General features: G+C 62.8%; 12 protein-coding genes. 5 read left to right on the top strand and 7 right to left on the bottom strand.

The genetic code is table 11. From position 1 onward, the window contains the following. Positions 1–9: 9 nt before the first annotated feature. Genes SKZ59_RS23750 through SKZ59_RS23740 form a run of 3 tightly spaced genes read right to left on the bottom strand, consistent with a single transcriptional unit; the run spans position 10 to position 2287 of the window. The gene (locus SKZ59_RS23750; RefSeq protein WP_319993132.1) at positions 10–987 is read right to left on the bottom strand and encodes a FecR family protein; all 978 of its coding nucleotides are present in this window, start codon (positions 985–987) and stop codon (positions 10–12) included. 8 nt (positions 988–995) lie between these two features. Then, entirely contained in the window at positions 996–1571 is a 576-nt protein-coding gene (locus tag SKZ59_RS23745) for an RNA polymerase sigma factor (protein ID WP_139143524.1), read from the bottom strand. Next, positions 1568–2287: a hypothetical protein gene (locus SKZ59_RS23740; protein WP_319993131.1), complete on the bottom strand. Its 720-nt coding sequence runs from the start codon at positions 2285–2287 to the stop codon at positions 1568–1570. The genes SKZ59_RS23745 and SKZ59_RS23740 overlap by 4 nt, the downstream gene beginning before the upstream one ends. Positions 2288–2496: 209 nt before the next feature. On the opposite strand from SKZ59_RS23740, the gene SKZ59_RS23735 reads away from it, so the two are divergent. The 5 genes from SKZ59_RS23735 to SKZ59_RS23715 all read left to right on the top strand — a co-directional run bounded on the left by SKZ59_RS23735 (position 2497) and on the right by SKZ59_RS23715 (position 6582). Continuing rightward, the gene (locus SKZ59_RS23735; protein WP_319993130.1) at positions 2497–3513 is read left to right on the top strand and encodes a M14 family zinc carboxypeptidase; all 1017 of its coding nucleotides are present in this window, start codon (positions 2497–2499) and stop codon (positions 3511–3513) included. After that, positions 3510–4316, top strand: coding sequence for an alpha/beta hydrolase (locus tag SKZ59_RS23730; protein WP_319993129.1), 807 nt, complete (start codon positions 3510–3512; stop codon positions 4314–4316). The genes SKZ59_RS23735 and SKZ59_RS23730 overlap by 4 nt, the downstream gene beginning before the upstream one ends. Further along, complete coding sequence (locus SKZ59_RS23725; protein ID WP_319993128.1) at positions 4307–5344, top strand: serine hydrolase domain-containing protein; 1038 nt, start codon at positions 4307–4309, stop codon at positions 5342–5344. Before SKZ59_RS23730 ends, SKZ59_RS23725 begins: the two co-directional genes overlap by 10 nt. Positions 5345–5432: 88 nt before the next feature. Continuing rightward, positions 5433–6296 carry an EAL domain-containing protein gene (locus SKZ59_RS23720; protein ID WP_319993127.1) on the top strand — a complete coding sequence of 288 codons (864 nt, stop codon included), beginning with the start codon at positions 5433–5435 and terminating at the stop codon, positions 6294–6296. A 1-nt stretch (position 6297) separates the two neighbouring features. Next, positions 6298–6582 carry a hypothetical protein gene (locus SKZ59_RS23715; protein WP_319993126.1) on the top strand — a complete coding sequence of 95 codons (285 nt, stop codon included), beginning with the start codon at positions 6298–6300 and terminating at the stop codon, positions 6580–6582. A gap of 116 nt (positions 6583–6698) precedes the next feature. On the opposite strand, the gene SKZ59_RS23710 is transcribed toward SKZ59_RS23715, so the two are convergent. The 4 genes from SKZ59_RS23710 to SKZ59_RS23695 form a co-directional block, all read right to left on the bottom strand. Further along, positions 6699–9506, bottom strand: coding sequence for a fimbria/pilus outer membrane usher protein (locus SKZ59_RS23710; protein WP_319993125.1), 2808 nt, complete (start codon positions 9504–9506; stop codon positions 6699–6701). 124 nt (positions 9507–9630) lie between these two features. Further along, entirely contained in the window at positions 9631–10326 is a 696-nt protein-coding gene (locus SKZ59_RS23705; protein WP_319993124.1) for a molecular chaperone, read from the bottom strand. 141 nt (positions 10327–10467) lie between these two features. Beyond that, positions 10468–11022, bottom strand: a complete 555-nt coding sequence (locus SKZ59_RS23700; protein ID WP_278318765.1) for a fimbrial protein — start codon at positions 11020–11022, stop codon at positions 10468–10470. Positions 11023–11331: 309 nt separating this feature from the next. After that, positions 11332–12576: an MFS transporter gene (locus tag SKZ59_RS23695; RefSeq protein ID WP_319993123.1), complete on the bottom strand. Its 1245-nt coding sequence runs from the start codon at positions 12574–12576 to the stop codon at positions 11332–11334. Positions 12577–12586 lie beyond the last annotated feature (10 nt).

Below are 12586 nucleotides of genomic sequence, written 5' to 3'. Positions count from 1 at the left end.
CGCCGCACTTCAGCTGAGCAGCACGATGCCGCCTGGCAGGCTGGTCATTTGCGCCCCAGTCAAGTCGCGTATCATCGCCAGCGCGCCATCCATCTGGGTGATGGAAAAGCGCATGCGCACGAGGCGCCGGCCCAGTTCCGCATTGCGCAATACGACCCTGCCCGGACGGTAGCGGTTGATTTCATCGACCACGCGGGACAGCGGCTGGCCGGCAAACGACAGCGCACCCGTGCGCCACGCGCTGGCTTCCTCTGCCGGCGCGGCCGTGGCCGCCTGCACGCCCCGCTCGTCGTAGACCAGTTGCTGCCCCGCGTCGAGAGTCTGGCGGCGCTGCTGCCAGACCACGTCCACGGCACCCGCCAGACAGGTGACGCACACGGCGTCGTCCGTGTGGCGCACATTGAAGCGGGCCGACTGCGCCAATAAACGCCCGGCACCCGCCACCACCGATACGGGCTGGCGCGCGCCGCTGGCAACGATTTCCGCTTCGCCGCCCAGCAGTTCGATCGCTTCCGGCGCCCGCACGTTAATGCGCGTCTGCGTATTCATCTGCACCGTCATCTGCCGCGACAGGGCCACTTGCCGCTGCTCGCCCGTGCCCGTGCGGTAGTCGGCGCTCAGTTCCTGCAGCGACGGCCAGGCGCCCAAGGGCGGGCGCAAGGCCAGCACGGCCACGCCGGCCGCCAGCGCGCCACCGAGAAAAGCACGGCGTCCGGGCCGCACCGGGAACGCCAGCACGGCCGCCTGCTGCGGTGCGGCGGCGCGGGTCAAGGCGGGGTCGAGCGCCTGCCACACTTGCTTGAGCTCGCGCCAGGCGCGCGCATGGTCGGGGCTAAGCGCGCACCAGGCGCGCAAGGCGTCGGCGTCGGCTTGCGTAAAATCGTCGGCACGCAGCCGCGCCCACCAGGCAGCGGCTTGCCGGCCGATGTCAGCCTCGCTGTTGGCAGTATGGGAAGGGGCGCGTGGATCGCGGTCGGGAGCAGTCATGGGATTCATCAATATTTACGCCGGCCCGACACATCGCTGCGCTGGGCCGCATCGGCGTCGGCCATGCACGTTTTACAGTGTTGCAGGGCGGCCTGCAATTCTTTCTTCACCATCGCCACAGAAATGCCGAAGCGTTCGGCAATGTCCGCATTGAGCATGCCGTCGATGCGCGCCGCCGTCAGGATGGCGCGGCGGCGCGGCGACAGGGCCGCCAGGGCCGCGTCGAGCGCCTGCACGTCGAGCCGCGCCGAGACGATGCGCGCGGGGTCGCTGATGTCGTCGCCGGGTTCGTCAGCCATGCCCATCAGCTCTTCGCGTTCGCGCTCGGTGACGATGATGCGGTCGCGGCGGTAGGCATCGGTGGCGATATTGGCCGCCATGCGCAGCAGATAGGCGTCGGGATTGTGGACGGGCGCGGCGGCCGGTCCCGGCGCCACCATCGCTTCGAGGCGCAGCCAGGTTTCCTGCAGCGCATCGGCCGCATGGTGCTTGCAGCCGACGACGCGCTCAAGACGCCAGCGCAGCACGGCGTAGCGCGAACTGAGGTGGCGTTTGAGCTTGGTGCGCAGGTCGGGCATGCTCATGGCGCGGACATGGTCTTGGGGGCGCAATCGACTTCGCTGCCCGGCCCTTGCGGCAGCAGCAGGATGGAAACGGGCTGCGGCATCGAGGGCAGCGGCGCGGCGCCCACGCGCATGCCCAGCACTACCCGCGCGATGGCCGTGTCGCGCGCGCGCAAACCCGTGCTGTCGAGCAGGTGCACGCGGTCCACCACGCCGGCACGGTTCAGATACAGTTGCAGCGCGAGACGGTAGCCGCCGGGACGCGTCTGCGCCGCGCGGCACAGCAGTCCCAGCAGCACATGCTGCAAGCGGCTGACATAGGCCGCATGGTCGCCGCCGCCCTGCGTGGCGCCCGGGATGTCGGCGGCGGCCACGACGCTGACTTGCGGCAAATCGCCAGCGGCCGGGGCATACACGATGACGGCTTGCGCGTCGGACAGGCGCGATAGCAGGCCCGTGCCTTCCAGCAAGACTTGCAGGGCCGCACCCGCCGCATACGGGCCGCGCACGGCGGCCGACTGGCGCTGCGCGTAGCGCTGGTCCATCAGCACGGCGACGCCCGTGCGGCGGCTGTACATATCGAGCGCGTCGCCCAGGTTTTGCGCGCCGATATCGAACTGCAACACGGCGCCATCGGCCGGCTGCGCCCGCACGGGCCCCACCGTGGCCAAGAAACCCAGCAGTACCAGGTATCCCGCCAGCGCAAGCACATGGACGGATGCCGGGCTGCCTGTCATATCGCTATCGAGTCGCTATCGTGTGAGGGGAAAACTGCGTGGCAACAAGTGATTGCCAAGTAACAATTCTTGTATCAACTGCAATAGCCTACACACAAAAAATGACGGCTTCGTGACATGCTTGCCATCAATAAATTTCGCCATGCGGGACGTCGGACGTGGCGCTTATTTCGGCTACACTGGCTGCTACTTTCCCTTTCAGACGCCTGATGATCGAAAAGAATCTGCCCGAGCTGGTCATGCTGAAGCGCCTCATCGACGAGGGCGGCAGCCACCTGGAAGTGGCCGCGCCCTGCAGCATCGCCATGGATGGGCGCGAATTTCCCGTGTACTCGATCGCCATGGGCAATCCCAGCCCGGACGTGCCCGTGCTGGGCTTTTTCGGCGGCATCCACGGCCTCGAACGCATCGGCACGCAAGTGCTGCTGTCGTTCCTCGAAAGCCTGATCGCGCGCCTGCGCTGGGACGCTACCTTGCACCAGCAGCTGGAAACCATGCGCCTCGTGTTCATGCCGCTGGTCAATCCGGGCGGCATGTGGCAAGCGACGCGCAGCAATCCGCAAGGCGTGGACCTGATGCGCAATGCGCCATTGAGCGCGCGCGAAAAAGTGCCGTTCATGCTCGGTGGGCAGCGCTACAGCGCCCGCCTGCCCTGGTACCGGGGCGCGGCGGATGGCCCGATGGAGGTGGAAAGCCAGGCCGTGTGCGACCTCGTCGAGCGCGAACTGCTGTCGCGCCAGTTCAGCATCGCCCTCGATTGCCATTCCGGTTTCGGCTTGCGCGACCGCATCTGGTTTCCCCATGCGCATACCAAGGTGCCCATCGAGCACCTGGCCGAGATCGGCGCGCTGGAAGAATTGTTCAGCCAGAGCTATCCCAACCACAACTATGTGTTCGAGCCGCAAAGCCGGCAATACCGCACGCATGGCGACCTGTGGGACTATCTGTACCTGAACGGCACCAGCTACAGCGGGCGCGTGTTCCTGCCGCTGACCCTGGAAATGGGCTCGTGGCGCTGGGTCAAGAAAAACCCGCGCCAGCTGTTCAACCGGGTCAGCATCTTCAACCCCACGGCCGCGCACCGCCTGCAGCGCGTGCTGCGGCGGCATCTGGTGTGGTTCGATTTCCTCATGCGCGCCGCCAGCAGCCACGGCCGCTGGATGCCGGAGGGCTTGCTGCGCAAGGCCCAGCGCCGGCGCGCCCTGGCGCAATGGTACGAGTCATGAACGGGTCGCCCACCTGGGTCCTGCTGCGCGGCCTGATGCGCGAACAGCGCCACTGGGGCAGCTTTCCCGCCACCCTGGCCCGCGCCCTGCCCGGCGCCCACATCGTCACGCCCGACTTGCCCGGCAATGGCACGCGCCACGCGCAGCACAGCGCCACCCGCGTGGCCGCCATGGTGGAAGACTGCCGCCAGGAGCTGCAGGCGCGCGGCATCCCGGCGCCCTACCACTTGCTGGCCCTGTCCCTGGGCGGCATGGTGGCCGTCGAATGGGCTCATCGCTATCCGCAGGAAATCGCCCGCTGCGTGCTGATCAACACCAGCATGCGGCCGTTCAGTCTCTTCCATCAACGCTTGCGCTGGCAAAACTATGGCGCCCTGCTGCGCCAGTTGCTGCTGGGCGACGCAGGCAGCCAGGAAGCGCTGATCCTGCGCCTGACCAGCCGCAGGCATGCCCATGGCAACCCCGCGCTGCTGGCCGACTGGCTTAGTTACCAGCAGCAATACCCGGTCAGCCGCCGCAACGCGCTGCGCCAGCTGCTGTCGGCCGCCCGCTACCGCGCCCCGGCAATCCGCCCCCCCATGCCCGTGCTGGTGATAGCCGGCGCGCTAGACCGACTGGTGGACCACCGTTGCTCGCAGCGCCTGGCCCGCGCGTGGCAGGCCGATTGCCTGATCCACGGCGATGCGGGCCACGACTTGCCGCTCGACGAGGGGCAATGGGTGGCGCAATCGGTGGCGAGGTGGCTGGGCGTGGCAGCGACAGGCAATAACAAGATAAACACAGCACAATCATCATGCCAATAGCAAACCACACAGACCAACTGACAGCGCTGGTAGAAGCCGGCGTCCGTGACCACATTTTTCCAGGCGCGGCCTGGGCCGTGGGCAGCGTCGACCACGGCGTGGCACGCGCGGCCGGGCGGCTCACGCCCGAAGCGTCCAGTGCCGCGATGCAAGTCGACACCTTGTTCGACATCGCGTCGCTGACCAAGATCATCAGCGTCTGGTCGCTGACCGGCCAGTTGGTCAAGCAGGAACGCCTGCGCCTCGATAGCCGGCTGGCGGACCTGCTGCCCGGCACAGTGGGATACGCGCTCGCGCCCATCACGATTTTCCAGCTGCTGACGCACACGGCCGGCTTGCCGCTGCGCGCCCGCCTGCGCGCCAGCTATGGCGAGGTGTACGACGATATCGTGCGCGGCGTGCTGCGCGAACCGCTGGAAGGCGTACCAGATCAAGCTGTCGAATACACGGACCGCGCGGCCCTGATCCTCGGCCTGGTCATCGAGCGGCTGCTGGACATGCCGCTGGACGTGGCGCTGGCCGAGTACGTGCTGCAACCGCTGGCCATGGCCGCCACGGGCTACGGTCCTGTGGCGACCCGGCACGGCCAGCTGGTCGCGCCGACCGAGTATTGCGAGCAGGCGGGTGCGCACCTTGCCGGCGTGGCGCATGATTTTTCGGCCCGGCTGCTGGGCGGCGTGTGCGGCATTTCCGGGCTGTTTTCCAACGTACCGGACCTGGAGCGCTTCCTGCGGGCGATGCTGGCGCCGGACGGCAAGGTATTCGACGCCGGCTGGGTGCGCGATTCGCTGACGGTGCGGACGGGCGCGCTGCAGCCGTCGCGCGGCCTGTTCTGGCATCCGGCGGCAGGCACCGGGCCGCAAGACGATGTCTGGTGCCACCTGGGCTTTACCGGCACGGCGATGTGGCTCAGCCCCCGGCGCGGCCGCTATGCCGTGCTGCTGACGAACAAGCTGTATTACACGCGCGATTTCACCAGGATCAACGACATCCGGCGCGACTTCATGCGCTGCGCATTCGATCTCTGAAGCCACGCCGCTTTTCAGAACAGTCCGATTTTCCGTGGATGCCGAAGTTTCTATACTTCGTCCATCTTAACCTGTCGGGAAAATCGCCATGAGCGCAGCCGTGTATGCCCTTTCATCCACCACGATGAGGCAGCGCCTGCCGGCGCGCCCCTTCGCCGTGCCCAGCGACGCGGACGTCATCCATGCCATCCATTCGGGTGACGGGCTGCGTGTCGTCTACCAGCCCCAGTATGACTTGCACAGCCGGCGCGTTGTCAGCGCGGAAGCGCTGCTGCGCTGGGACCATCCACAGCATGGCAGCGTGCCGCCGTCGGTACTCATTCCCATGGTGAACCGGCTCGGCCTGCATCTGCCGCTGTTCGACCTGGTCGTCAAGGAAGTCATCGCCATGTTGCAGCACCTGCGCCGTCAAGGTGGCGACGTGCCGGTTGCCGTCAACGCCTCGATCGATACCGTGTGCACGCCCGGCATGGCCGATCTGCTTGCCACAAGAATGTGGGATGCCTGCCTGCCGACGCGCCTGCTGAAAGTCGAAGTCACCGAAGACTTGCCGGTGCTCGACGAACTGTGCCTGTCGGCTTGCCTCAACACCTTGCGGGCAAAGGGCTTTCCCCTGTCGCTCGACGATTTCGGCGCCGGTTCCGCCACCTTCAACGTCCTGTTCAAGATGCCTTTCGATGAAGTCAAGATCGACGGCGCCTTCATTCGCGACATGGAAACCAACGCCCATTCGCACGCCATCGTCGCCACCCTCATTTCACTGGCACAAAGACTCAACCTCAAGCTGGTGGCCGAAGGCATCGAGAACGAATCGGTGCTGGCGGCCCTGCTGGGCATCGGCTGCCATATCGGCCAGGGCTATGCGCTGGCGCGCCCGATGGAGCGCGAAGAGTTTATCCAGCGTCAACTGACCAGGCCCGTGGCAATGGCAATGACACTGAAGGCGATGTGACATGAGCGACATGAAGCAATTACCGCTGATCTTGACCACCGATGCCATGGCTGCCGGCACAAGCGTCCACACGCACGATGCTGCGGCACTCGTCGAACGCCTGCTCGCCTACATGGGACTGCGCAATGATGCCTGCCTGGCACGCGAACTGGGCGTGCCGCCGTTCGCGATCAGCAAGCTGAGAAGAGGAAACGCCGCGCTCGATACGGACATGCTGATACGCATGCACGAAGCATCGGGCCTGTCCATCGGCGAACTGCGGGCACTCACGGATCCCCGGCACTGATCCCCACCGAGCGGCATGGCCGCTCCCCAAGCAAAAACGGCGCGCCATCACTGGCGCGCCGTTTTTTTGTATTGGAGCATCCCCGCATGGCGGCATGCTCCAGCCATTGCACAGCTTTATGGCTTTCTCTTTTGCGTGATGCCTGCGGCGGCCAGCTGCGGGCCCTGGCGTGGCGAGCGCGCCATGAGGAATGCGGCCGGCACTTGCAGATCGAGGCGCTGGACAGCAGCCTCATGACTCCAGCTGGCGCCGGGAATCGACGCCAGCACTTGCTGGCACGGCAGCAGCAACTGCTCTTTGGACAGCTGCACGCCATACTCCTGCAAATCCACTGTACTCATGCACGGCGAGGGACGGCTTTCTCCAGCCACCGGCAGGAAGGCCACGTCGCGCCGTTCCATGCGCTGGCCATTGACGAATATGTCAACCGTATGCGTGCCGCCCAGCAGTTCGGCGCTGCGTTCATCGGCGGGTGCCGCCTTGGCATTGATGAGCTCAGGCACGCACACGGCATCGGCTTGCTGCAGCTTGCCGCCCTCGCCTTGCATGACAGATGCGGGAATGGCCAAAGTACAACGTTCATGCGCCCTGCCGCCCCAGGAAATCGATAACTGCCGGGTAGTTTCCTGCAGGCGCGCATACAGCTGGCCGCCCTGTCCCACCACGCCCACCGGCAAGCCTTGCTCATCTTTCACTGTGGCACCAAAGGCCAGCACCTCGCCGTTCGCCAAGCTCACGTTGAATAGTATCGCGCGGCCCGTGCTGGTGCCATACTTCAAAAATACGACAGCGCCATCACGCGGTGCCACCTGCTGGCTTGTTTCGCTCAGCTCGACATCCATCGACGTGCCCTGCGGATCAATCGCCACTTCATTCAATTCATACGGACGCAAATAGGGCAGGACCGCATTGCCGCTGGCGTCGAGCCTGAGGCCAGGATAGCCGGCCACCTTGGCGCCGGCGGCACCAGGCGCATGCACGACGGCGATGGTTTCGCCACGCAGCGGCGTCAGGGTCACACCGCCCGGATGGGCCACCACGCTGCCGCTCATGCTGACCGAGGCACTGCTATAGCCGGTGCCGCGCCCCACGCTGGCGCCAACCATCGCCTGCGCCCCGGTATACTGGCCGTTGAGGGTGCTGCTGTTGCTGCTGCCATTGCGGCTCACTGATGCGCCATAGCTAAATTGCCGTTCTTCTCCGGCGCTGCCGCTCAGCGTTGCCAGCTGGTCATAGCGGCCATCCGTGTCGCGCGATACCTGCGCCGACATTTGCGGCCTGTACAGACTGTCATTGCCACCCAGCGGCATGCTCAAGGTCAGTTGTATCCTGCTTTCCATACCGCCATAAGATACCTTGCTGCGATTGGCATTGATGCCGTAGCTCACGCGCCCCACCTGCTTGTTGTAGCTGAGCTGATATTGCAAGTCCTGGCCCGGCCGGTTCCAGTAATTCTGTGCATAACCGCTGATGCTGACCTGCCCCCACGCACCCAGGCGCTGGTCGGCGGTCAAGGACACGCGGTTGCGGGGCCTATACTGCATATTGGAATCGTAACCATTGCGTTCGGCGTCGAGCACTTGCGTCGCATTGGCAAAATCCAGATAGCCGCTGGTGGAAAAACGGTAAGCAGCCATCGAGAAATTACTGCCGGTGCTCAAGACATTCTTGCTGTATGACAAGCGCAGACTTTGGCCCTTGGCCGTGTCTGCGGCAAGTTTCGTCTGCGCGTGACTTAGATCGATGGATACGGCGCCTATCGGTAATGCAAAGGCCACGCCGCCGAGCAGGGACAAATAGTCCTCACTGGCCTGCAAGCCACCGTAACCGGTCAGGCTATTATTCAAACCATACTGCAAAGTGCCCTGCAGGACGCGCGCCTGCTTGCTCAAGAAATTATTGCGCGTTACGCCAGCCGCCGCGCCGAAGCGCAGCGAACCCGGACGCAGCAACTGGCTGACGGCCGCATACGGCACGACAAAGCGCTGTTCGCTACCGTCCGCTTCGGACACTGTCACGTTCAAGTCGCCACCGTAACCCGTGGCATACATGTCGTCGATGACGAAGGCGCCTGGCGCCACCGTCGTTTCAAGCAGGAGATTGCCCGCCTGGCGTATGCTCACGCGCGCGTTGGTGCGGGCAATGCCGCGCACCACGGGCGCATAGCCGCGCAAGGAATTGGGCAACATGCGGTCATCGCTGGCCAGTTGCGCTCCCCGGAAGGATAAGGTATCGAAAATCTCCCCGCTGGTATTCGCATCGCCCAGTGTCAGCTGGCTTTTCAGCGCCGTCATGTCGCGCCGCGCATAGGTATCAAGCACCTGGTAACGACTGCCTCCCTGCTGCTGCCAGCTGAGTGCGCCATTATGGCGAAAACGCCAGCCGCCCATATTGAAGCCGCCGTTGAGGCCCAGATAAGCGGAGTCGAATGACGTACCGCCACTCTTGTTGTGATAGCTGTTAAAGTTGTAACCCAACATGCCCGAAGTGACACCGCTATCCCACAGTTCCGGGCTGACATAACCGCGCGCATTGCGCCGCAGCGACGCCTGGGGAATGCTGATATTGACCTGCTGAATCTCCGGCAAAAACACGGCCGTGGCATTCGCTATCAATTTGCCCAGTTCGACACACTGCCCTTCTGCCAGCAAGGTCATGGCTTCCGGCGACAGCAGTGATATATTCACGCCCAGCAATTCAAGCAGTTTGCGCGATACGCACACCACGGGACTACTGCCGTCATCGTTGGCATTGATGCGGATATCCTGACGATTTCTCAGCTCGCCGTTGAGGGCGATATCGGCGCGATACGTGCCCGGCAAGACAGGATTGCCTTTTTGATAAATGGCGAGATCCAGGCTGCGCGAGCCTTCCGGCAAGAAAACACTATTAAACTCGACCTGGTCCGCATGTGCAGCTGGCACGGTCAAGGCACATGAACTGAACGCCACCGCCTTGAGCATACTGCCAACAAGCGCATTGACGCCTGGACCAGGCTTTGCTTGAGGATAATAGAAGACGTGGCGATGATTATTCATGATTCAAACCTTAAGGAGCGGGCCGCGCGGCCGGCGCAGAAAGGCTACGCCGTGCCGGCATCGGGACACCGTAATCATTGATGGCGCTAAACTCCACCTGTGCGCCTGCGGTAGGCAAGGCCTTCAGGGAGGGCAGCGCAAATTGTTTCGTCTCGCCTGGCGCCACCATGCCGCCATCACTCTCACTGCGCTGGGCGCCGGCCACCAGCGACAGCGACGCCACCGACACGTGAAAGGCGGACGGGTTATATGCTTCCAGGGCAAAGCCCTTGCCACTGCTGGCAGAAACGGCACGCCATTGCACTTGTTCGATCGCGTCGACAGGATTGCCAGCGAGTCCCTCGGGGCGGTAAAAAATCTTGACGCGTGAGCGGAACGCCATCTGCAGGCTGTTCACATCGGCGTCTTGCGACTTGGGTGGGATCTCCAGCATATTCAGCCAGAACACCGATTCTTTCGTTGCCGGCAAGGCCGGACCGACAAACATCAGGCGCAGGCTCTGCCCCTTGCCCGGATCGATGCGGGCCAGCGGCGGCGTCAGCACAAAAGGCACTTTGGCCGCCGCCGGCGTCGATGCGACATCGCCAGCATCGACCCACGCCTGCACCAGCGCCGGCACTGCGCCATCGTTATTGAGCTTGACCGTGATTTCTTTTTGCTTCGCCGGATAAATCTGCCGCGTGCCCGTGATCACTACGCTGGCCATTGAGGAAGAACAAAACAACAAGGCGAGACTGAGCAACAACGAACTTTGCAATGAATGATAGGGGAGCATGGAAGACCTCAGAATGTAGACCGGAAGCGCGTCCCGCCTATGCGGCGAGGACGTGCTTCCCTGGCGAGTGGATTACTCGTAAGTGATGGAGTAGGTAACGGCACCCTTCACCAGACCGGCGGCGGCAACGCCGGTGGAAATATATTGCACGGCATACGGCAGAACCGCGCCGCCGCTAGCATCTTTCGTGACCTTGCTGGTATTCGCAACTTGCGAGAAATCACCAGCCTTGATCACCTGACCGTTATTGGCATCGACCAGCTGCAGCTGAACATTCTGGGCACCACCTACGCTCTTGTCGTTATTTCTCAGATTATGGGTCAGTGGATCAACGTTGGCACCCGCTTCGAAAAATGCGGCGGCCTTGGTGGTCGTACCGCTACAAGCACTCAGCGTAATGTTAAAACCTGTCTGACCTGCAATGGTGCCAGCCGTTTTCAGCTGGGCAGCCGAGACTTTCGGCAATGTCACGGTCGCAGCAGCAGGGCCAACCGTGCCGTTAACATTCACGGTACAAGTCGAATCGAGCAGTTGGCCTTCAAAATTGATCGTGCCATCGGAAGCGAAAGCGGATTGGCTTACAGCGGCGGCCAGCAGAACGGCGAGGATACGGACTTGGGATTTCATTGAGACTACTCCTGAAAGATAAAGGTAAATGCGCACCAGTTAATGTAGGAACGCGGCTGTTGATGCAGATTCGTACTTTACAGAGCCGCGGTAGTTGTCGATATGAGAATGGTCTTAAAAATCCGCGCCGCCGGATGAGACATGTGCAAATAGATGCACACATCGGCAACAACACGCGCAGGATGCAAGCTGCCTGGCAAGCTGGCGTTGCGGCGTGGCTGGAGAGAATGGAGAGGCAGTGCGGGGATGAAAGCTGTGGGGAGCGCCTGCAAGACGGCGCTTGCAGGCGAGATGAAGGCTGCTGGCTGGTCAGCCGGGCAGCACCGCCTGATCGTCAGGTTTCAAGATTGCCTGCGCCAGCCAGACCAGAGCCGTCGCCAGCAGCAAAGGGCAGACAAGCAGCAATAAAACCAGCGTTGTCCAGCCAACCCTCTCTTTCAGAGTGATGCAAAGGAGATCGGCGAGCGGAATGCCCAGGTTGAACGCGACATAGAACAAGCCCACGGCCCGCATGTTCTGCAGAGGTTCCACCGCTTGTATCAGGGCCGCCATGATATTGACGTAGAACACCGCAGTGAAGCCAAAGCCCACCAGGAATACCGGCAACATGAGAATACCCAGGGGAATCTGCCATCCCCAAAATATCAGACCGCCGATAGCAGCTGTGAGGGGAAGAGCAATCAACAGCAATTTCAGGGTGCCATAGCGGTCCCCCAGCCAGCCACCGAGCGGTGCCAGCAAGTTTCCAATCACGACAATGCCGATCGCCATCTGTACCGTCTTGATGGGAACGCCCAGTATCTCGCGCAGGTAGGCGCTATACAGATAGTCGAAGTTACCAGCGCTCAATGGCAGGCATAGGGCAGCCAGAAACAGCAGCAACGGGCCTGGGGACCAGACCGACCCCACCGTTTTTTTCGCTTCAGGGCGGATGAAGCGCCGCTCGCCGGTCGTATTGATATGCTGAAAAAAATGCCAGATCAGGATATACAGCAGGATCAGGATCAGCATGCCAGCCAGGGCGGGCAACAGGGGCGGCTTCCCCTCTTCATTGATGGCATGGTTGATGGCGCTGAATTGGCTGGCAACGATGTTACTGGCCACGGCCAGGCAGTTCATGAGTCCCACCACCAGCGCACAATGGCGCGGAAAATACGTGACCCCGATACTGATCCAGGCACAGATATTCATCGTGCATCCTATGCCGCCCAGCAAGCTCCAGCAGCACAGTTCAAATAGCGTGCGGGAATACAGGCCCATAATCGCGGCTACCGCCAGCAGCAGGAAGCCTGCCAGCAAGGTTTTCTTGCGCGACAGCGTTGCCGGCAGCAGTGCCAGCACCAGTCCCGTCAACCCCATGCTGACGTAAAAGATCACTGCGGCTATCGGGAAACTGCCCAGCGTCGCGGGCAGGCCGAATGGCAGGGGCCGGGATGCCAGCGGCAACTTTGCCGGATCCATGCCGGACAACACCAGGAACAGCAAGGTGGTCGGCAACATCAACGCCAGCATCCCCATGGCCTCTTTTTTATTCTTGTTCATCCTGCGCAACATGATGCTCCTT

The organism is Janthinobacterium sp. GMG2 (assembly GCF_033949445.1).
Classification (GTDB): domain Bacteria; phylum Pseudomonadota; class Gammaproteobacteria; order Burkholderiales; family Burkholderiaceae_D; genus Janthinobacterium; species Janthinobacterium aestuarii.
Note: the sequence above shows the minus strand (reverse complement) of the source record. Positions and strands in the feature narration are given on the sequence as shown.

Excerpts from the sequence above, each read along its gene's own strand:
- SKZ59_RS23750 (WP_319993132.1), bottom strand. The coding sequence starts at position 987 with ATGACTGCTCCCGACCGCGATCCACGCGCCCCTTCCCATACTGCCAAC.
- SKZ59_RS23745 (WP_139143524.1), bottom strand. The coding sequence starts at position 1,571 with ATGAGCATGCCCGACCTGCGCACCAAGCTCAAACGCCACCTCAGTTCG.
- SKZ59_RS23740 (WP_319993131.1), bottom strand. The coding sequence starts at position 2,287 with ATGACAGGCAGCCCGGCATCCGTCCATGTGCTTGCGCTGGCGGGATAC.
- SKZ59_RS23735 (WP_319993130.1), top strand. The coding sequence starts at position 2,497 with ATGATCGAAAAGAATCTGCCCGAGCTGGTCATGCTGAAGCGCCTCATC.
- SKZ59_RS23730 (WP_319993129.1), top strand. The coding sequence starts at position 3,510 with ATGAACGGGTCGCCCACCTGGGTCCTGCTGCGCGGCCTGATGCGCGAA.
- SKZ59_RS23725 (WP_319993128.1), top strand. The coding sequence starts at position 4,307 with ATGCCAATAGCAAACCACACAGACCAACTGACAGCGCTGGTAGAAGCC.
- SKZ59_RS23720 (WP_319993127.1), top strand. The coding sequence starts at position 5,433 with ATGAGCGCAGCCGTGTATGCCCTTTCATCCACCACGATGAGGCAGCGC.
- SKZ59_RS23715 (WP_319993126.1), top strand. The coding sequence starts at position 6,298 with ATGAGCGACATGAAGCAATTACCGCTGATCTTGACCACCGATGCCATG.
- SKZ59_RS23705 (WP_319993124.1), bottom strand. The coding sequence starts at position 10,326 with ATGGCCAGCGTAGTGATCACGGGCACGCGGCAGATTTATCCGGCGAAG.
- SKZ59_RS23700 (WP_278318765.1), bottom strand. The coding sequence starts at position 11,022 with ATGAAATCCCAAGTCCGTATCCTCGCCGTTCTGCTGGCCGCCGCTGTA.
- SKZ59_RS23695 (WP_319993123.1), bottom strand. The coding sequence starts at position 12,576 with ATGTTGCGCAGGATGAACAAGAATAAAAAAGAGGCCATGGGGATGCTG.